Source organism: Pararhizobium polonicum, from assembly GCF_001687365.1.
GTDB lineage: Bacteria > Pseudomonadota > Alphaproteobacteria > Rhizobiales > Rhizobiaceae > Pararhizobium > Pararhizobium polonicum.
On sequence record NZ_LGLV01000005.1, the window covers coordinates 159918 to 179229 of the forward strand.

The window sequence follows — 19312 nt, forward strand, 5'->3', positions numbered from 1 at the left end:
ATGAGCGAGCCACAGGACCTGCCCGAGCGCGAGAGCATGGACTTCGACGTTGTGATCGTCGGCGCCGGTCCTGCGGGTTTGGCTGCCGCCATCCGTCTGAAGCAGGTCAATCCGGAGCTTTCGGTGGTTGTTCTGGAAAAGGGTGCCGAGGTCGGTGCGCATATCCTGTCGGGTGCGGTGGTCGATCCGATCGGCATCGACCGGCTGTTGCCGGGCTGGCGTGAAGAGGAGGGGCATCCCTTCAGGACCGAGGTCAAGGACGACCAGTTCCTGCTGCTTGGTCCCGCCGGCTCGATCCGCCTGCCCAATTTCGCCATGCCGCCGCTGATGAGCAATCACGGCAACTATATCGTCTCGCTCGGCCTCGTCTGTCGGTGGCTTGCCGAAAAGGCCGAGGCGCTCGGCGTCGAGATCTATCCGGGCTTTGCCGCCACCGAAATGCTCTACAATGACGAGGGCGCCGTCGTCGGCGTTGCCACCGGCGACATGGGCGTCGAGAAGAACGGCGAGCCGGGCCCCAACTTTGCCCGCGGCATGGAGCTGCGCGGCAAGTATACGCTGATCGGCGAGGGTGTGCGCGGCTCGCTCGCCAAGCAGCTGATCGCCAAATTCGACCTGCAGAAGGATCGCGAGCCGCAGAAATTCGGCCTCGGCATCAAGGAACTCTGGCAGGTCAAGCCGGAGAACCACAAGCAGGGCCTCGTCCAGCATTCCTTCGGCTGGCCGCTCGGCATGAAGACCGGTGGCGGTTCCTTCCTCTATCATCTGGAAGACAATCTGGTCGCCGTCGGCTTCGTCGTCCATCTCAACTACAAGAACCCCTACCTCTATCCGTTCGAGGAATTCCAGCGCTTCAAGACGCATCCGGCGATCCGCGGCACCTTTGAAGGCGGCAAGCGGCTGACCTATGGCGCCCGTGCGATCACCGAGGGCGGCTGGCAGTCGGTGCCGAAGCTGTCCTTCCCCGGCGGTGCGCTGATCGGCTGTTCGGCCGGCTTCGTCAACCTGCCGCGCATCAAGGGCAGCCACAATGCGGTTCTGTCGGGCATCCTCTCGGCCGAAAAGATCGCCGATGCGATCGCGGCCGGCCGCGCCAATGATGAACCGGTGGAAATCGAGAACGGCTGGCGCGACAGCGCCATCGGCCAGGACCTGAAAAAGGTGCGCAACGTCAAGCCGCTGTGGTCGCGGTTCGGCACGGCGATTGGTGTCGCCTTGGGCGGTCTCGACATGTGGACCAACACGCTGTTCGGCCTCTCCGTCTTCGGCACGCTGAAACACGGCAAGACCGATGCGCAGTCGCTGGAGCCGGCCGCCAAACACAAGAAGATCGATTATCCGCGTCCGGACGGCGTGCTCACCTTCGATCGTCTCTCCTCGGTGTTCCTGTCGAACACCAATCATGAGGAAAACGAGCCGGTGCATCTGAAGGTCAAGGATATGGCGCTGCAGAAGTCGTCTGAGCACGACATCTATGCCGGTCCCTCGACCCGCTACTGTCCGGCCGGCGTCTACGAATGGGTGGAGAAGGACGGCGAGGACGTCTTCGTCATCAACGCCCAGAACTGTGTCCACTGCAAGACCTGCGACATCAAGGACCCCAACCAGAACATCAACTGGGTGCCGCCACAGGGCGGCGAAGGGCCGGTTTATCCGAATATGTGATGGAGATGGGCAAAAGGCCGCTGCGTTATACGGCGTCGTTGCGATCGTTCTTGCTGAGCGGAGAATTGGGGCCGCTCAGCCTCGGTCTCACCATGCTGGAAATTTCCGCACTTCTCGGACCGCCTGACTGGTGGGTCACCGACGCATATGATGAACCGGTGCCACTGTATTGGGGATACTCCCGTCATCTGGAGATCGGGTTTGCGCCTGAGCCGCCTTACCGGCTGCAAAGCTTAAAACTGCGTAATTTGCCACCACAGGACAAGAAGTTTGTCGGGGTTTGCCGGACGTTGCGCGTGGCCGGCGACTGCCTGCACGAAGATATGACGCCAGCTCAAGTGCTGCGAAAGCAGGTATGGAACTGCGACGACGTAACTGTCGGCGTGTGCCAAAGCTGGAACCCAGTCATCGACATATGCACTCCTTCGGTCAGGTTAGTCTGGTCCATGGACAGCGAAGATGAGCGGTCTTTCGAGGCACTTTCGGGTTTGTCCGATGCTCAGAAAATTGCCGTGCGTGAGCAGCTGTCGACGGGTTTCTTTGGGGTCTATTCCCTTGCCCGCCCCAAAGAAGATCGCGTGCCTCAAGAGGCTTGGGAGGATTTCACGCCTGCCGAGTTCCTGGCGTTGATTGACGAAGGGGATTACGATCCGCGAATAGCGGGTGTAATCAAATAATCGACAAATGGTTTGAGCGTCATACTCAAACAGGCACTTGTTGACCAATCAGGTCCGCAACCTTAACCGGCTATTAACCATGTTTTCCTTAATTTCGGTTGCATCAACCCGATGTTAAGGAACCGCTTATGTCGCTCTCCCGCCGTGGCCTGCTTCTCGGGCTGTCTGCTCTTCTTGCCGGCTGCTCGACCAATGGCCCGAACCATGCGGCCAACTATGCATCGCTGCCGGACGAGAAGTTTCCGCTGCCTGCCATGCCGCTTGAAAAGATCAAGCCGGAACTGCGGCGGCAGGAGGTGGCCTATGCGACGCCATATGATGCGGGCACCATCGTCGTCGATACGCCGGCGCGGCGGCTTTACCATGTTCTGGGTGAAGGACGGGCCATGCGCTACGGCATCGGCGTCGGCCGCAACGGTTATGCGCTGGCAGGCTCGGCCTATATCGGCCGCAAGGCGGAATGGCCGTCATGGACGCCGACGGACAACATGATCCGCCGCGATCCGGACCGGAACCTCAAATATGCCGGCGGCGTTCCCGGCGGGCCGAACAACCCGCTCGGTGCGAGAGCCATCTATCTCTATCAGAACGGCAACGACACGATGTTCCGCATCCACGGCACCACGCAGCCCTGGTCGATCGGACAGGCGATGTCGAGCGGCTGTGTCCGCATGCTCAATCACGATGTCGTCCACCTGTTCGAGCGCGCCACCGTCGGCGGCCGCGTCGTCGTGCTGCAGGCCTGATCGCCGCCCGATACCACCGGAACCGGGTTGACGAAAAGCACCCGCCGGAGGCTGTCCGGCAGGTGCTCGCTCGTGTCCGTGCTGGCAATGCTACGCGTTGATTTCCGCAAGGCCGGCGCGGGTGGCAGGGACGGGGGCACGTTCAGGTGCCGATTTCCACGCGACCACCATCAGGCCGCCGATCACCGTGATGTGCTCCATGACGACATAGAATTCGAGTGTCTTGATCGGCTCCTGCATGGTCCAGAACGTGTGGGCGATCGGGATGGTGAGCAGGGTGAAGACGGCAAGGGCGCCGGCACCAAGCCAGGTCCAGCGATTGGCGATGACGAGGGCCGAGCCGCCGAGCTGTGTGATGATCACGGCGATATTGAACAGCGGAGCCGGTTCGAGCCCGAAATGCGCCATCTCGGCTGCGCCGGCATTGAAGTCGATCAGCTTGGCAAGACCGCTTGCCCAGAACATGTAGGTGAAAACGGTGCGGGCAAAATAGCCGAACGCGCGGGAACTGATAAGGGAATCGATAAAGGAAGGCATTTTTCTCTCCGGTGGCAGGTGATGAAACTGCCCCGGGAACCGGTCCCTGTTGCGGGGTCTGGGCCGGTTCCCGGGGCAGCGCAGCAACACCGGTTTGGGAGATTGGGTTCGATGTGCCGCGCCGTCTCCTGTTTATGGGGAGCGCAGACGGCGGGAGGTTCCCGGGGGAACTGCACAAAAGCCTCGTTTTGCCGGGGCCGGACGCTTCAGAAACCGGCGAGCACCAGCTTGCCTCTGGTCCGGCCGGTTTCGATCAATGCATGCGCCTTTTTCAGGTTTTCCGCGTTGATCGCCCCCAGCGTCTCCGTCAGCGTCGAGCGGATCTTGCCGGTATCGACCAGCCGGGCGACCTCGTTGAGAATCCGGTTCTGCTCCTCCATGTCCTTCGTCTTGAACAGCGAGCGGGTGAACATCAGCTCCCAGTGAACGGAAACGGCCTTGCGCTTGAACGGCACGACATCCAGCATCTTCGGATCGTCGATCAGCCCGAATCGGCCCTGCGGTGCGATCAGCTGGATGATGTCCTCCAGGTGGTCGGTGGTGTTGGTGGTCGAAAAGACGAAGGCCGGCGCGCCGAGCGCCAGCTGGTCGATCTGGTGGGCCAGCGGCTTTGAATGGTCGAGCACATGATGGGCGCCGAGATCATAGGCCCATTTCTGTGTCTCGGGGCGCGATGCGGTGGCGATCACGGTGAGGTTGGTCAGGGCCCGCGCCAGCTGGATGGCGATCGAACCGACGCCGCCGGCACCGCCGATGATCAGGATCGCATTGGAGGCGCCGGGCACCGGATCGTTGACCTTCAGCCGGTCGAACAGTGCTTCCCAGGCCGTGAGCGAGGTCAGCGGCAGGGCGGCGGCGGCCGGAAAGTCCAGCGTTTTCGGCTTCTTGCCGACGATGCGTTCATCGACCAGATGGAATTCCGCATTCGAGCCTGGCCGGTCGATGGCACCGGCATAAAAGACCGCGTCACCCGGCTGGAACAGTTTCACACCCGGGCCGACCGCCTTGACGATCCCGGCCGCGTCCCAGCCGAGCACCTTCAGCTGGTCGGGTTCCGGCTTGGCGTTGGCGCGGACTTTGGTGTCCACCGGGTTGACCGAGACGGCCTTGATTTCGACCAGCAGATCCCGGCCTTCCGGCACGGGGACGGGCAGCTCCACATCGAGCAGCGAGGTTTCGGCTGTGATGGCCTGGGGGATCTTGTAGGCGATAGCGCGCATGGCAGGCTCCTTCATGTTTGAACAGAAGCTAGATGCGCATTATGTTCCGAAGGCGCAAGAATGCACAGGAAGTGTACAGAGTACACAAAAGGATACCGTGAATGCCGCGTGTTCGCCACAAGCTGCTGACCTGTTCTCCCGGCTGCCCGGTCGAGGGCGTGCTTCACCTGATCGACGGCAAGTGGAAGGGTGTGATCCTCTATCATCTGCTGGACGGCACGATGCGCTTCAACGAAATCGGTCGCCGCCTGACGACGATCACCCAGCGGATGCTAACGAAGCAGCTGCGCGAGCTGGAGGCTGACGGACTGATCGAGCGAACGGTTTTTGCCGTGGTGCCGCCAAGGGTCGACTATTGCCTGACGCCGCGCGGCCGCAGCCTTGAACCCGTCATCATGGCGATGAAGCGCTGGGGCGACGAGCATATCCTGCCGCAGGCGGCCGAGTAGCCGGTCTGCCCGCGCCGATTTCCCGGCCGCGAATATGAAACATTCGTTATTTTACCAAGACCTGCTGAAAACCGGTCCGTGCCGCTCCATATGTCCCCAGACAAGCGGCAAGGAGCACGAATGAAAATCAAGGCCATATTCAATCGCGACGGCGGAACGTTCCGCACGACCGATATGGAGGCCTATGGCAGAAAGGCCGAAGAGGTCTTTCACGCTGCCGGGCATGACATCGAAATTGCGGTCGCGTCCGGAGACGGGTTGGCCGAGCTCCTCGAGAAGACGGCCCGCCGCGACGATCTGGATGCGATGCTGGCCGGCGGCGGCGACGGAACGATCTCGGCGGCGGCGGCTGTCGCCTGGAAGAATGGCATGCCGCTCGGCGTGGTTCCGGCCGGAACGATGAATCTGTTTGCCCGGTCGTTGAAATTGCCGCTGGACATCTGGAAGGTGCTGGATGTGCTGGCTGACGGCCGCATCGTTGAGGCCGATATCGGCAGCGCCGATGGCCGGGCGTTCGTCCACCAGTTTTCCATGGGGCTGCACGCCCGCATGGTGCGCTATCGCGAATCCTTCAGCTTTGCCTCACGGCTGGGAAAAATGCGCGCCAGCACGCGTGCGGCGCTGGGGGTGATGTTCAATCCACCGGAATTCGAGATCGAGTTCGAGGTGGACGGCGTGCGCGAAAAGCGCAGCGTGTCGGCCATCTCGGTGTCCAACAATCATTTCGGTCCCAACGCGCTGATGTATGCCGATGACGTGACCGGCGGGCATCTGGGTTTCTATACAGCGCCGCCCTTGAAGCCGTCCGGCGTCGCCAAGCTGACATTCGACATCATGCGCGGCAAGTTCCGCGAAAGTGCGCTGATCACCGAAATGAGCGTGTCGACCGTGAACCTGCATTTCCCGAAGGCGCGTCACAACACCAACTGCGTCATCGACGGCGAACTGCTGCCGGTTGGCCGCGACGTCGCTCTGCGCGTGCATCCGGGCGAACTGAAGCTTCTTGTCGGCACGTGACCGGGCAGGCGGTAGGCTTCAGTTACCTTTCTGCGGCAGCCAGAGATAGCCGAAGCCGTAGCGGTCGGCCTCCTTGCCGAGGTAATAGGACGGTGCCGCGTAGAGCGGCTTGATCTCTTCGCTCGCCACGCCGCCTTCGCGCAGCTTCTGTGCGAGGCTTTCGGGAAACGCCGGCTCCAACGCGCCGTTGCTGCGCCAGATCACCAGAACCGGCCCGGCCGACCTCCAGTCCGCGGCCAGCGGCGTTGGCGGGTCGGAGGGCATGATGACAGGGGTATGCGGCAGCTGCAGCCGTGCATTGCCGGCAAGATTGGTGTCCTCGGTAATCAGCAGCGCAGGCTGAACGGAGCGGTTGTTGGTGATCTCGCTGATGAAGGCGTCATAGGGAATATTGAGTTTGTTGTAGGTTCCAAGCATCTGCGATGTCACGACCCGCGCGGACACGCCGATAAGCACCGCGACGATCATGATGAACAGCGGGATGGCGAAGCGCTTCAGCCTGCCTGTCATCTCGATGCCGGCCGCATCGATCTTCAGACAGAGGTAGATTGGCCACAGCACAAGGAACAGCGCCAGCCATTTCTCGCGGATATTGGTGGCGCCGAGGCCGAGAACGATCAGCAGTACGGCAAGCACGCACAGAACGATCATCCGTCCGGTGATCCGGGTCCATTGGCTTTCGGCGCGACAGATGCGCTTGATGTCGAAGGGAAAAACCACGGCAAAGAACACGAGCGGCAGGACGCTGCCGCTGATGAAGGCCGAAAGCAGCGAGAAGGTTCCCTGGAACGCCTGGGTCAGCCGTCCGCCGGACATCCCCTCCTTCATTTCCTTGATCGTGCCGGCGGAAGCCCATGCCAGGTTGTGGACAATCCAGTAGGCGTGCGGCAGGACGATCGCGCCGGCGACGGTAAGCGACAGGAGGATCCGCCAGTCGAAGATGCGCTGGCGCAAATCCCGCTCCGGCAGGACGGCAAGGATCGCGGCGACCGGCACAAGCGCGAAATTGTATTTGGAAATCAATCCTATGCCGACCGCAATCCCGGTCACGAGATAGGAAAAGGCACTCGGACTGCGCATCGTCCTGAAGAAGCCGTAGAGAAACAGCGACACGGCAAACAGGGCGGAGACCGTGTGCGAGAGGTCCCGTTGCGCCAGCAGAAAGACCGGCGGCAGGGTGAGCACGCCGAGCATGGCCATCGTTGCCAGGGACCGGTCCTTGATGACGATCCTGGCGGCGAGGCCGTAAAACAGGCAACAGAGGAAAAGCTGTACGTGCTTGACAGCCGTCAGCGCCGTCAGCGAAAGACCGAACGTCTCCACCACCGCATATTGCAGCCAGTTGTAGAAGGGCGGCTGGCGGCCGTATCCCAGCGCCAGAAACTGCGAGACGAAGGCCTGTTCGCCCTCGTCGATTTCGAGCGACGATGAGACGAACACCCGAATGGCCACACACAGGATAAAATAGGCGGCGACCGCGTAGATCATCGCGTCATAGATTATCGGGTCGGCGCGGCGGGAAGCGACGTTAGGCATCGGATCCTTCCCGATCGAAGACCTTGCGCACGATATAGGGCGGGGTGTCGTTCTCGCCCGAATAGAGGCGTGCCATCATCTCGGAGAGAATGCCGGTGGTGATCAGCTGCACCGAAGAGAGGAACAGCATGACCCCGACGATCAGCATCGGCCTTGTGCCGATATCGTTGCCGAGCACGAACTTGTCGATGAACAGGTAGAACAGGATCAGAGCGCTGAGGCCGCCGGCCGCCAGCCCGATCGAGCCGAAGAAATGCCCCGGCCGCGCCTTGTAGCGCATGAAGAACAGCACCGAGAGCAGATCGAGGATCACCCGGAAGGTGCGTGAAATGCCGTATTTCGAGGTTCCATGCTGACGCGCATGGTGGGTGACCGGCATTTCGCCGATACGGCTGCTTGGCACGACACCTGCGACCCAGGCCGGAATGAAGCGGTGCATCTCGCCCATCAGCTTGACCTGCTTGATGATCGAGGCCTGATAGACTTTCAGACTGCACCCATAATCGTGCAGCTTCACGCCGGTGATCTTGCCGATCAGATAATTGGCGCACCAGGACGGGATCTTGCGCAGGAACAGCCCGTCCTGCCGGTTCTTGCGCCAGCCGACAAGAAGATCGAGCTCGCGTTCCTCGATCGCGGTCACCATCGCCGGGATGTCACGCGGATCGTTCTGCAGGTCGCCGTCGAGCGTGGCGATCAGCCGGCCGGCAGCGATGTCGATACCAGCCTGCATGGCGGCGGTCTGGCCGAAATTGCGCTGCAGCTCGACGATTTTCAGCCGCAGGTCGCCAATGGCAAGTTCCTTGCGCGCATTGACCAGCGTCGCGTCGGTGCTTCCGTCATTGACGAGGATGAGTTCCCAGGGCTTGCCGAAATCCGCCATGGCTTCGCGGATGCGCGTGACCAGCGGGCGCACGCTCTCCTCTTCATTGTAGATCGGCACGACCACGGACAATTCGATGGACACGGCGGTGCCGGTCTCTGCCCTGTTTGCTTCCAAGATGGGATCCACTATCAAAGCCTCTAAATCGCCGCAGGTTCTCTCGTTCGGGTTATCGTGATAACCAGCCTTGATCCCATAGCACCGGACAGGAAAGTAGCAAATATATGAATGCAGAAGGGGATGCCAGCCGGGTTTCATGGCTTGTCCGCAACCGGATGACCGTGCTGTCCTTGAGCGCCGTGGTTGCCTACGCCGCATTCGTCCAGTGGATCTGGGGTTGGCCGGTGCTCTTCCGGCAATGGGCTGAGATTGGCCTCATTCCGGTGCTGTCGGCACTGGCTCTTCTGGTCGGCACCTATTTCATCCGCTGCTACCGGATCTACGACTATTTCCCCACGGAAACCCGGGGCCGGTTCCTGACGCTCCTGCGGGTGACGCAGGTTCACAATCTTCTCAACATCATGCTGCCCTTTCGTGCCGGGGAAACCAGCTTTCCGATCCTGATGCGCTCGGAATTCGCGGTTCCCCTGGCACGCAGCACGTCGGCGCTGCTGCTGATGCGGCTGCTCGACCTGCATGCGCTGTTTGCCGCGGCCGGCATCGGCCTCGTCATCGCGCGTGATGATCAGGCGCTTGGCTGGCTGCTGTGGGGGCTGTTCCTGGTGTCGCCGCTGGCGCTTTTTCTGCTGAAAGGCAGCATGCTTGCTCTTTTGCAGCGGCGCCTGCCGGAAAAGCTAGGCAAATTGCTGGTCGAGGTGGAAGCCGGCCTGCCGGCCAATGCGCTGGTCTTCGTCCGCGCCTGGCTGATGACGGTGCTGAACTGGTCGACGAAGGTGGCGGTGCTTGCCTGGGTTCTGGCCACCATGGGCGTGCTGCCGTTCGCCGCCTGTTTCGGCGGGGCCCTTGGCGGCGAATTGTCGTCGGTCCTGCCGGTCCATGCGCCGGCCGGTGTGGGGACCTATCCGGCAGGCATCACTGCTGGCGCGATCTCGTTCGGCGCACCGGCAAGCGGCAGCGCTTTCGATCTGCTGGCCAGCGCCAGCGTCAACGCCCATCTGCTGATCATCGTTTCGGCGGTAGCCGGAACCTTGCTGTCGGTGCTGCTTTCACCGCGTCGCTGAGGTTTATTGAAACGCCGTTTCGAAGAAGCTGCGCAGCTTGCGCGAATGCAGCTTTTCTGGCGGCATGGCGGCCAGTTTCTGCAGCGCCAGAATGCCGATCTGCAGATGCTGGCTGACCTGCGTCTTGTAAAAGGCCGTGGCCATGCCCGGCAATTTCAGTTCGCCATGCAGCGGCTTGTCGGAAACGCAGAGCAGCGTGCCGTAGGGCACGCGGAAGCGGAAGCCGTTGGCAGCGACGGTGGCCGATTCCATATCGAGCGCGATGGCGCGGGACTGCGACAACCGCTTGACCGGGCCGCGCTGGTCGCGCAGTTCCCAGTTGCGGTTGTCGATCGTCGCGACCGTTCCGGTCCGCATGATCCGCTTCAGGTCGTAGCCCTCATAGCCGGTCACTTCCGCTACAGCGTCCTGCAGCGCCACCTGAACCTCGGCCAGCGCCGGGATCGGGATCCACACCGGCAGGTCGTCGTCGAGCACGTGGTCCTCACGCACATAGGCATGCGCCAGCACGTAGTCGCCCAGCGTCTGGCTGTTGCGCAGGCCGGCGCAATGGCCAAGCATCAGCCAGGCATGGGGCCTGAGCACGGCGATATGATCGGTAATCGTCTTGGCGTTGGACGGCCCGACGCCGATATTGACGACGGTGATGCCGCCATGGCCTTTCTTCTTGATGTGATAGGCCGGCATCTGCGGCAGGCGGGCAAGCGACAGGTCCGTTTCCGGCCTGTCCGATCCGGGCTGGGTGATGATGTTTCCCGGTTCGACGAATGAGGTATAGCCATTGCCGCCCTCGGCCATCTGCTGGCGCGCCCAGGCGCAGAATTCGTCCACATAGAACTGGTAGTTGGTGAACAGTACGAAATTCTGGAAATGCGTGGCGCTCGTCGCCGTGTAGTGGCTCAGCCGCGCCAGCGAATAGTCGATACGCTGCGCGGTGAACGGCGCCAGCGGCGAGGGTTCGCCGGGGCCCGGCTCGTAGGAGCCGTTGGCAATCTCGTCGTCCGTGGTCGTCAGGTCCGGCGTGTCGAACAGGTCGCGCAGCGGAATGTCGATATTCTCAGCCATCGCCGCCTCAACATAAGCGCCTTCGCCGAAGGCGAAATGCAGCGGGATCGGGGTTGCCGATTCGGACACGGTGACGCCGACGCCGTGGCTGCGGATCAGCAGGCCAAGCTGTTCTTTCAGATAATGCCGGAACAGCTTTGGGCGGGTGACGGTGGTGGTGTAGACGCCGGGTGCGCTGACATAGCCGTAGGACAGGCGCGAATCGACATGGCTGAAGCTGCTGGTCTCGATGCTGACCTGCGGATAGCAGGCGCGATAGCGCGAGGTCGGCGTTCCCGTGCGGCCAAGCTCGGTGAAGGCATCGACCAGGAATTTCGTGTTGCGTTCGTAAAGCGCCGACAGGGCATCGACCGCCGCGGCGGGATCATCGAACGTCTGCGGCTCGAAAACGTCGGGCGTGGCGATGGAAAGGGCGGAAAGGGAAGAGATTCGTTTGCTCATGCGGCATTATAGGATGCCGTTTTTTACAAGCAAACGACAAGATTTGAATAGGCTGCAACCCGTCGGGAAAAGTGTGCTCAGCGCGGTCCTGCCAGAATGATGACCGTTCCGGCCAGGGCAAGCGCCACGCCGGTTGCGTCCCACCGGTCCGGGCGGACGCCCTCGACAATCCACAGCCAGGCAAGCGACGCGGCGATATAGATGCCGCCATAGGCCGCATAGGCGCGTCCGGCCGCGGCCGAATCGATGAGGGTGAGGAGCCAGGCGAAGAGCGCGAGGCTCGCCATGCCCGGAATGAGCCACCAGATCGGCTTGTCAAGCTTCAGCCACGCCCAGAAGGAAAAGCATCCGGCGATTTCCGCAACAGCGGCAAGAGCATAGATGGCGAATGCGGAGATGGGCATGGCGTTCCTTCCTTGGCAATCCATAGGAAGGCAGCGGATTCAAATGCGCAAGTATTTTACGCGCGCCTGCGGCGTCAGCTCATCGACTGGCGCTGCAGCGTCACGAACAGCACGAGGCCTGCACCCTGCTTGCCGATACCGTGGCCGGAAGCCTTGCTGTAGGCGACGGCCCCCATCGGGGCCATCAGGAGGCTCGCCAATGCGAGCATGCGCAGTGCAACGGTCGCAGAGGTGAGCATGGTGGACATGGCTTGTGACCTTAAAGCTTGGCTTGTTCGCAGAATTTCGTGGTGTGCACGGTGCAGTCGGCGATCGAACCGGCATAGTTGTGGCGGCGGCGCTCTGTATCTGCGCTGACGGCGGCTGCGAGCGTCAAAGCAAAGACGACCATAAGCATGCTGATGATGGTGAGGCGGCGGGCGAGAATGTCCATGGCTTTGTCCGTTTTTGCTTCGTGTGTCGATCGGGGTTCAACGCGATGATGACCTTTTCGCACATGCAAACTGAACTCTTCCTGAGACCCCGGTTCATCTCCCGTTCATCTTCGCAGCGAGCGGTCGTGCAAACGGGGCGCTGAAGGTCTCGACTGGGTTCCCCAGCAGGAAAGAACCGATGATCGGCGGGCCCTGAGCGGCTGGAAATAACGCTTATGTTCACGGAATGCGGCATTCCCTGCGAGGTGACTATCTCAAGATGGGCAGGGGTGGGCGCTTTGCGCCGGCGGGACCGCTCCGGGCAATGTGTGCCGGCGATCGCAGGCCCGGAACATTCTGTTTGGCCGGACCGCCCAGCGAAATGGATTGCCGGCTGAAAAAGATGGGAGTTGAGCCCGGCGGGCAGGGCCCGCCGGAACGAGGACCTGACTACATCCGGGTCCAGGTCTGCGACTTGCAGAGTACCTTCAGGACGCAGCCCTGCATCTTCAGCGAACTGCCCGAAATCGATGCCGATCCGCTATAGGTCTTGTCATTGGCCGGGTCGGTGATCTCACCGGAATAGCTGTCGCCGCTGCCGGCCAGGTTGCCGATGCGCTTGCCGGCATGCTTTCCCGTCTTCAGCGTGATGCAATAGCTGCCGCCGCAGGAGGCGATGGCGGCCGTCTCGCCGCTCGCGGTCTTCCAGTTGCCGACGATCGGCTCGGCGGAGAAGCCGGAAGCCGTCGTTGCCAGCGTCATCGCCGCGGCGAGAATGAATGTGCGGATCATGCTGTTCCTCCCATAGAATATCGCCGGATATCGCTGCCTTGCCGCATGGTCCGGGCGAAATGTTGCCAGAGCCGGTCTCCTCACCGCTCAATGCGCGGAAATTAGCTTACGCGGACGTAAACGTAAATATGTGTTCACGCTGTTTTTCGGAGAAAATTCCGGGTGAAGCACGGCTTGCAGCCCGGCGTTTTCCCCAGGGCGCCGCGCACCACCGTTTTGTGTGGTTAGCGATTGGTTGAAATCGGCACCTGAATTTTCCGTAAAGATTGAGGCAAAAGCCAGCGTTTGACGGCAGTCGGATGTTTAACAAAAAGCCAAGTTTACCAATCGTTTGAACTTTGTTCGTTTCACATTAATCATGCATTTTAAGCGTGTATTGAAACCCCTGCTGCATACTCCAACCCATAAGACGAGCAGGGGACAAACACCCCGCCGGAACCCTTCGAGGGGCGAAGCCGCACAAGACGGCCGTCCCTCTAAGGAGCCTGAAAAAGGCAGATAAAACAGGGACTGCAGACGGTAGAAACCAGGCAAACAGGGACATAGACAATGGCACGCTTTGACATTCAGAATGCTTCGGATGCCGCGATGGGTGGCGAAAATCGCGCGGACGTTTTTTGCGAAATGGGTTTGATGTATGCAACCGGACGTGGCTGCGACATCGATCTCGTCGCCGCCCACAAATGGCTGAACATCGCCGCAATCAAGGGCTCGGACCGGGCCGCTGCGCTGCGGGCGGAGCTGACGATGACCATGTGCAAGACCGATCTCGCCACGGCCCTGCGCGCCGCACGCGAATGGATGACAATGCATTGAAATATGATCGCATCGCCGACAGGCGGTAGAGGCCGAGACCTCCGAAGATGGGGCGCGGTCTCTACTGCCTGCCGAGCGATTCAATGACCTTCGGAAGAGCTTCCTCCAGAAGCATCATTTCCTCCTCCGGCCCGGTACTGATCCGGATGCACCGGTTGAGAGGAGCAACACCCGGCATGCGGATGAAAATGCCGTGGTCGGCCATCAGCCGGTCGACGATCGCCCGCGCAAAAACCGCGTCCTTTCCGCAATCAATGGCCACGAAATTCGTTGCCGAGGGCAGGGGCTTCAACCCGTTCGCGGTGGCGATCCCGGCGATTCTCTTGCGGGACGCGGCGATTTTCCCGAGCACATCGGCCAGATAGTCCTGATCCGCGAGCGCTGCCAGTGCTGCTGCGGTGCCGATCCTGTTCATGCCGAAGTGATTGCGGATCTTGTCGAACGCCTGAGCGGTTTCCGGCGTGCCGATGACATAGCCGACGCGGGCACCCGCCAGGCCGTAGGCCTTGGAAAAGGTGCGGGTGCGGATCACGTTCGGCATGCCGATCAGGGCGCTGATCGCGGGGATGGTGCCGGCCGGCGCCGTCTCGCCATAGGCCTCGTCAAGTACGAGCAGACATGTCTGCGGCAATGCCCGGGCAAAGGCGACCACGCTATCGGCATCCCACCAGCTCCCCATCGGATTGTCCGGATTGGCAAAATAGACCAGCGGCGCATCCTCGCGTCTGACCGCCGCCAGCAGTCCGTCGAGATCTTCGCGGTCGTTGACATAAGGCACCGTTACCAGCCGCCCGCCATGACCTGCCACGTGAAAGTTGAATGTCGGATAGCCGCCGAGCGAGGTGACGACGGGCAGGCCGGGCTCGATGACCATGCGAACGATCTGGCCGAGCAGGCCGTCGATACCCTCGCCAATGGCAAGATTGGCCGGCTGCGTGCCCAGATGGCGGGCCAGCGCCTGCTTCAGCTCGAAATTTTCCGGGTCATTATACTGCCAGATCCCCGTTGCCGCCGCGCCCATGGCCGACAGAACCGACGGCGCAGGGCCGAAGCCGCTTTCGTTGGCGCCGATTCGCGCCGCGACCGGCCGGCCGCGCTGGCGCTCGATCGCTTCAGGTCCGACAAACGGAATGGTGGAGGGGAGCGACTGGACAAGCGGCGTAAATCTGGAAAATGCGGACATTGCTGGGGATCGAGCCTGACGATGGATGAAATCGCCGCAGAGACTAGAGTATCCGCGCGGCAGGTGCCAGCCGGTCAGTGCTTCTTCTTCAGCTCACTCCCGGTGAAGAATTCATAGCGGACGATCTGGTGCAGGAATTCCTCGTCGATCGGCTTGATGAAGTGCACCTGGATACGGTGGTCGCTGCGGTAGATCTCGGCGCAGCCGATTCGCCTCTTGGTGCCGACAATAGTCAGGTAATAATGCTGCGGCAGGCCGATCGTCGTATTGACGGTAAAGGCAGCGCCGCCGCGTGAGATTTCCAGCATCTTGCAGGTGCGGGTCGAGACGCCGCCCAGCGCCGGCCGCACGGCCATCAGCGTGCCCGCCTGTCCGATGATGAAGCGCTCGAAGCGCTGCTCGTACAGTTTGGAGCTGACCACGGAGTACATCGTCGAGTTCTGCATCATCACTTCCTCGATAGCGATGGACGGTGGATCCGTGATCCAGGGCTGTCGCACCGTTTGCGCTCGTCGCGTGTTGTCCTCCTCCTGACGGCAGCAGGCGACAGGATGCAGAATCGTTGAGGAAGATTGCAATCCGTTGAAAACAGTCCTTAAAAATTTAATCAGGGCATCAATCGGCACCAAACAGTATGTCCGGATAGCCGTTTCAGGGTGTCTGACCTGCAAAATGGCGGCTGGCAAGGAGGCCGCAGCCTGCCGAAAACGCCGTCACGAATGCGCCTCATGGCGTATCGGCCAGATTGACGGCCAGAGGCCAGCCTTTCGGTGTCGCCAGATTGGTGATGTCGTCGGTTCCGTAAGCGATGAGAGCGAGAACGGCGCTATAACATAAGGCCGTGGCGAGATCAGATCATGCCGCTGGTAAATGCCATCCGGATGAGGCGGCTGATAAATTCCGGCGCCAGCTGCATGTTGAAACGCACGCCGAGTTCGGTTCGGTGCCGATACACCTGCGAGCAGCCGATCTCCTCGCGAAAACCGTCGATTTCCAGGAAGAAATGTTTCGGCAGCAGGATATTGGCGTTGAAATCCACCATCGCGCCGCCGACCGAAATATGGCGCAGCAGGCACTGATATTTCGTCTTCGCCTTCAAATGCTGCCCGACGACCAGGATGCGGCAGGGGCGCTCTATATAATAGTGCTTGTGGCTGGTGGTCAGTTGACCCGGCTTTGCCTCGGCGAGATGCATCACCATCGACATGGGAAACTCCGGAAAATCCGCGGCGGCTGGCCGTTTCGGCTGGATGTTGCAAGGTTCGATCAGAACACGCGCTGCGTTTGGATCGCGCCCGTGTCCTGCCATGATAGCAGTTTCCGTCGCCAGCCTTGCTCTGAGCTTGTGTCTTCCCCTGCCTCTCTAGAGCCTTGCTTAAAAAAGCATAAAGGCGGACATTGAAACGGGGTAGGCCATACGTAATACTTTCATGCAAAGCGCGGTGAGGATAAGAACCTCGCGCAACAGGGATCATGTTCATGTGGTGAGCGGGGGCGCAAAGCGTTCCGGCCCGTTGCGCGAGCGCGGAGGGAAAATCATGTTCAGGGGTTATCCAAGGGGTTGGGTACAAGGTTGGCTGCCGATCTTCGTTCTGGCGCTGTCGATTGCCGTGTTTCAGGCCGGTGCTGCCGAGGCGGCAAAACGGGTTGCCCTGTTGATCGGCAACGAGAAATACGAGGCGACATCGCAGCTGAACAACCCCGCCAACGATGTCGAACTGATGAAGACCTCGTTCGAGGATGCCGGATTCGATACGGTGACCGCCGTTCACGATCTCGGCCGCGCCGCGATGGTGCGCGCATTGCGCGATTTCGAGGACACCGCCGCCGGCGCGGATGTCGCCATCATCTACTATTCCGGCCACGGCATGGAGATGAATGGCCAGAATTTCCTCCTGCCTGTGGATGTCAGCCTGAAGACCGACAAGGACGTGGAAGACGAAGCGATCCCGCTCGACCGCGTGCAGCGCTCGCTGGAAGGTGCGACCAAGCTGAAGCTGGTCATCCTCGATGCCTGCCGCAACAATCCCTTCGAGCAGTCCATGACCCGTTCGATCTCGACCCGGGCCGTCAGCCGCGGCCTGGCGCGTGTCGAGCCCGAATCGGCCGATCTGCTGGTTGCCTTTGCCTCCAAGGCCGGCACGGTGGCGATGGACGGGGAGGGCAAGAACAGCCCGTTTGCCACGGCGCTGTCGAAATATCTGACCGAGCCCGGCGTCGATGTCCGCATCGCGCTCGGCAAGGTGCGCGACGATGTGGTGACCGCCACCAACCGCGGCCAGGAGCCGTTTGTCTACGGCTCGCTCGGCGGCGCGCAGATCTTCCTCAATATCAAGGAAGTGAATATCAACATCACCAACAACGGCAACACGCAGGAAGTCTCGCCGACCGGCCAGTCGGAAGCGGCCGCCGACTGGCAGAATATCCGCGATCTCGCCGACAAGGACCTGATCGAGGTGTTCCTTGCCAAGCATGGCTCCGATCCCGTCTACAGGATGCTGGCCGAAAAGAAGCTGAAGCTTCTGGCCGAAGCCGCGCAGACATCGACGACGAGCCCCGACGAAATCGCCTGGGATGCGCTGAAGCAATCGACCGATGGTGCGGCGCTGACCCGCTTCATCGAACGGTATCCGGACAGCAGGCACAAGGCGGAAGCGGAAACCCAGATTGCCGCGCTCGAGCCGAAGAAGGGGCTGAATATCTCGCAGACCGGCAAGGACACGCAGGCCTCGCGCGACTGCTACCTGCTTGCGGGTGAGCCGCAGTCGATGCCGGGCTTCCTCGGCGTCAATTTCCTGAAGATCGATTCGGCGCGCGCGCTCACCGCTTGCGCCCAGGCCGTCAACGAGAATCCCGATGACATGATGCTCGTCAATATGCTCGGGCGGGCGCAGGATGCCGGCCGCAACTATGTCGAGGCCCGCCGCAACTACCAGAAGGCGGCAGACGGCGGCAATATGTATGCGCTGACCAACCTTGCCTGGTTCTCTATCTATGGCACCGACGGCCCCGTCGATACCGACAAGGGCAAGCGGATGTTCGAGCATGCCGCCAATAACGGCAATTCCTACGCCCAGGCGTCGCTCGGCTGGCTCTATCGCGAAGGCTATGGCGGCGTGCCGCAGGATTTTGCGGAATCGCTGAGATGGTACCAGCTCTCGGCCAATCAGGGCTATGCCAACGCAATGGCGACGCTCGGCTGGTTCTACCGCGAAGGAAACGGTGTCGCCAAGGATTTCGGCCAGTCGCTGTCCTGGTATCAGAAGGCGGCCGAAGGCGGCGACGCCAACGCGATGTCCTCACTCGGCTGGGCCTACCAGAACGGCCTTGGCACGGCGCAGGATTATGCGCAGGCAAAGACATGGTACGAAAAGGCCGCCAATGTCGGCGATGCCTATTCGATGGCCTTGCTCGGCTGGTTCTACGATGACGGCAAGGCCGTGCCGCAGGACTATGCGCAGGCGCGCAACTGGTATGAGATGGCGTCCAATGCGGGCAGCGCCTATGCCATGGGCAATCTGAGCCGACTCTATGACTGGGGGCTCGGCACCCGGGCAGACCCGAAGGAGGCGGCGCGCTGGGCGGCGGCGAGCATCGAGGGCGGCGATCCGTCGAAGCTGCAGGAGATGAAGACGTCCCCGGACAATTTCACGCCCGCCTTCCGCAAGGAAATCCAGGCGCTGCTCAAGGACCGTGGCTATTACAGCGGTCCGCTCGACGGCGATTTCGGTGCAGCGACCCAGAATGCGATAGACCGGCTGGCCAAAAGGAGCTGAAGCTCACCGGCTTTAAGCCGCGAAATGAAAGGCCGGACCTGTGGCAGCAGGTCCGGCCTTTTTCGTTTTGAGGATCTGGATTAGCGGTTGTTTTCCAGCGCTTTAAGGGCGGCCTGTCCGGCGGCATGCGCTGCAAGCTGGCTGGTGAACTGGCCGTGGGCCGGATAGACGACCGTTCCGCGTTTCAGAACGAAAGCCCATCGCCCATTGCGCAGCTTCTCGATGGTGACCTGGATTTCCGGTTTGCTGTCATTGCTCATTGTCTGTTTCCGAACCCGTCGTTTTCTGCCGCCCGGAAAATCGGGCGGGACAGCTTTTCAGGCAAAAGGATTAGCGCAAGAGCGCTGCGGCGGGCAATCGCCAATGGATGCCGATTGCCCGATCTCGCGGCCGCCAACCCGTTTTCCATCCGCCCGTGCCGGGCCGGAGGCGTATGGAAAATCAACTTTGTCACGGGAAACCGCAAAAACTCCTTGCAATGGAGGGCTCCTGACTCTAGTCAGGCGCTAAC

The 19312-nt window shown here is 61.3% G+C and carries 21 protein-coding genes and 1 pseudogene; 8 read left to right on the forward strand and 14 right to left on the reverse strand.

Going from position 1 to position 19312, the window contains the following annotated elements; genetic code table 11:
- The 3 genes from ADU59_RS06610 to ADU59_RS06620 all read left to right on the forward strand — a co-directional run bounded on the left by ADU59_RS06610 (window position 1) and on the right by ADU59_RS06620 (window position 3088).
- Complete coding sequence (locus ADU59_RS06610) at window positions 1–1665, forward strand: electron transfer flavoprotein-ubiquinone oxidoreductase (RefSeq protein WP_068952946.1); 1665 nt, start codon at window positions 1–3, stop codon at window positions 1663–1665.
- Window positions 1665–2342 (forward strand): hypothetical protein, encoded by a 678-nt coding sequence (locus tag ADU59_RS06615; protein WP_068952948.1) that lies wholly within the window; start codon window positions 1665–1667, stop codon window positions 2340–2342. The genes ADU59_RS06610 and ADU59_RS06615 overlap by 1 nt, the downstream gene beginning before the upstream one ends.
- 128 nt (window positions 2343–2470) lie before the next feature.
- Window positions 2471–3088 carry a L,D-transpeptidase gene (locus tag ADU59_RS06620; RefSeq protein WP_068952950.1) on the forward strand — a complete coding sequence of 206 codons (618 nt, stop codon included), beginning with the start codon at window positions 2471–2473 and terminating at the stop codon, window positions 3086–3088.
- A 90-nt stretch (window positions 3089–3178) separates the two neighbouring features.
- Here the strand turns inward: ADU59_RS06620 and ADU59_RS06625 are convergent, their stop codons facing one another.
- Both ADU59_RS06625 and ADU59_RS06630 read right to left on the reverse strand, forming a co-directional pair.
- Window positions 3179–3625 (reverse strand): DoxX family protein, encoded by a 447-nt coding sequence (locus ADU59_RS06625; RefSeq protein WP_068952952.1) that lies wholly within the window; start codon window positions 3623–3625, stop codon window positions 3179–3181.
- Between the two features lie 206 nt (window positions 3626–3831).
- The gene (locus ADU59_RS06630; protein ID WP_068953729.1) at window positions 3832–4845 is read right to left on the reverse strand and encodes a zinc-binding alcohol dehydrogenase family protein; all 1014 of its coding nucleotides are present in this window, start codon (window positions 4843–4845) and stop codon (window positions 3832–3834) included.
- A gap of 101 nt (window positions 4846–4946) precedes the next feature.
- Between ADU59_RS06630 and ADU59_RS06635 the strand changes: the two genes are divergently transcribed.
- A complete protein-coding gene (locus tag ADU59_RS06635; protein WP_068952954.1) occupies window positions 4947–5294 on the forward strand; it encodes a winged helix-turn-helix transcriptional regulator in 348 nt (115 codons plus the stop codon).
- Window positions 5295–5414: 120 nt separating this feature from the next.
- A complete protein-coding gene (locus ADU59_RS06640) occupies window positions 5415–6311 on the forward strand; it encodes a diacylglycerol/lipid kinase family protein (RefSeq protein WP_068952956.1) in 897 nt (298 codons plus the stop codon).
- An 18-nt stretch (window positions 6312–6329) separates the two neighbouring features.
- Here ADU59_RS06640 and ADU59_RS06645 read toward each other — a convergent pair whose 3' ends face one another.
- Together ADU59_RS06645 and ADU59_RS06650 are read right to left on the reverse strand one after the other, a co-directional pair.
- Entirely contained in the window at window positions 6330–7847 is a 1518-nt protein-coding gene (locus tag ADU59_RS06645) for an ArnT family glycosyltransferase (protein WP_068952958.1), read from the reverse strand.
- Window positions 7840–8847: a glycosyltransferase family 2 protein gene (locus ADU59_RS06650; protein WP_193427069.1), complete on the reverse strand. Its 1008-nt coding sequence runs from the start codon at window positions 8845–8847 to the stop codon at window positions 7840–7842. The genes ADU59_RS06645 and ADU59_RS06650 overlap by 8 nt, the downstream gene beginning before the upstream one ends.
- A gap of 107 nt (window positions 8848–8954) precedes the next feature.
- Here ADU59_RS06650 and ADU59_RS06655 point away from each other — a divergent pair, with 107 nt between their 5' ends.
- Window positions 8955–9911, forward strand: a complete 957-nt coding sequence (locus ADU59_RS06655) for a lysylphosphatidylglycerol synthase domain-containing protein (RefSeq protein WP_068952962.1) — start codon at window positions 8955–8957, stop codon at window positions 9909–9911.
- Window positions 9912–9914: 3 nt separating this feature from the next.
- Here ADU59_RS06655 and ADU59_RS06660 read toward each other — a convergent pair whose 3' ends face one another.
- The 5 genes from ADU59_RS06660 to ADU59_RS06670 all read right to left on the reverse strand — a co-directional run bounded on the left by ADU59_RS06660 (window position 9915) and on the right by ADU59_RS06670 (window position 13026).
- Window positions 9915–11417: an AMP nucleosidase gene (locus tag ADU59_RS06660; protein WP_068952964.1), complete on the reverse strand. Its 1503-nt coding sequence runs from the start codon at window positions 11415–11417 to the stop codon at window positions 9915–9917.
- Between the two features lie 77 nt (window positions 11418–11494).
- Complete coding sequence (locus tag ADU59_RS06665) at window positions 11495–11815, reverse strand: YnfA family protein (RefSeq protein WP_068953730.1); 321 nt, start codon at window positions 11813–11815, stop codon at window positions 11495–11497.
- 80 nt (window positions 11816–11895) lie between these two features.
- Window positions 11896–12069, reverse strand: coding sequence for a hypothetical protein (locus tag ADU59_RS30860; RefSeq protein WP_099050765.1), 174 nt, complete (start codon window positions 12067–12069; stop codon window positions 11896–11898).
- Between the two features lie 11 nt (window positions 12070–12080).
- Window positions 12081–12254 carry a hypothetical protein gene (locus ADU59_RS30865; protein ID WP_099050766.1) on the reverse strand — a complete coding sequence of 58 codons (174 nt, stop codon included), beginning with the start codon at window positions 12252–12254 and terminating at the stop codon, window positions 12081–12083.
- 430 nt (window positions 12255–12684) lie between these two features.
- Complete coding sequence (locus ADU59_RS06670) at window positions 12685–13026, reverse strand: DUF2147 domain-containing protein (protein ID WP_068952966.1); 342 nt, start codon at window positions 13024–13026, stop codon at window positions 12685–12687.
- Window positions 13027–13575: 549 nt separating this feature from the next.
- On the opposite strand from ADU59_RS06670, the gene ADU59_RS06675 reads away from it, so the two are divergent.
- Complete coding sequence (locus ADU59_RS06675; RefSeq protein WP_068952967.1) at window positions 13576–13842, forward strand: sel1 repeat family protein; 267 nt, start codon at window positions 13576–13578, stop codon at window positions 13840–13842.
- 61 nt (window positions 13843–13903) lie between these two features.
- Here ADU59_RS06675 and ADU59_RS06680 read toward each other — a convergent pair whose 3' ends face one another.
- From ADU59_RS06680 to ADU59_RS06690, 4 genes and pseudogenes are all read right to left on the reverse strand, one after another.
- Entirely contained in the window at window positions 13904–15025 is a 1122-nt protein-coding gene (locus ADU59_RS06680) for a pyridoxal phosphate-dependent aminotransferase (RefSeq protein WP_068952969.1), read from the reverse strand.
- Window positions 15026–15099: 74 nt separating this feature from the next.
- Window positions 15100–15525, reverse strand: a complete 426-nt coding sequence (locus tag ADU59_RS06685; RefSeq protein WP_244506363.1) for a PilZ domain-containing protein — start codon at window positions 15523–15525, stop codon at window positions 15100–15102.
- Window positions 15526–15751: 226 nt separating this feature from the next.
- Window positions 15752–15862: pseudogene (locus tag ADU59_RS31305) on the reverse strand (DUF2177 family protein); the annotation flags it as partial.
- 13 nt (window positions 15863–15875) lie between these two features.
- Window positions 15876–16232: a PilZ domain-containing protein gene (locus tag ADU59_RS06690; RefSeq protein WP_068953732.1), complete on the reverse strand. Its 357-nt coding sequence runs from the start codon at window positions 16230–16232 to the stop codon at window positions 15876–15878.
- A gap of 331 nt (window positions 16233–16563) precedes the next feature.
- On the opposite strand from ADU59_RS06690, the gene ADU59_RS06695 reads away from it, so the two are divergent.
- Entirely contained in the window at window positions 16564–18801 is a 2238-nt protein-coding gene (locus tag ADU59_RS06695; RefSeq protein ID WP_068952971.1) for a caspase family protein, read from the forward strand.
- Between the two features lie 80 nt (window positions 18802–18881).
- On the opposite strand, the gene ADU59_RS06700 is transcribed toward ADU59_RS06695, so the two are convergent.
- On the reverse strand, window positions 18882–19061 hold the full coding sequence (locus ADU59_RS06700) for a hypothetical protein (protein ID WP_068952973.1): 180 nt from the start codon (window positions 19059–19061) through the stop codon (window positions 18882–18884).
- Window positions 19062–19312: the final 251 nt, after the last annotated feature.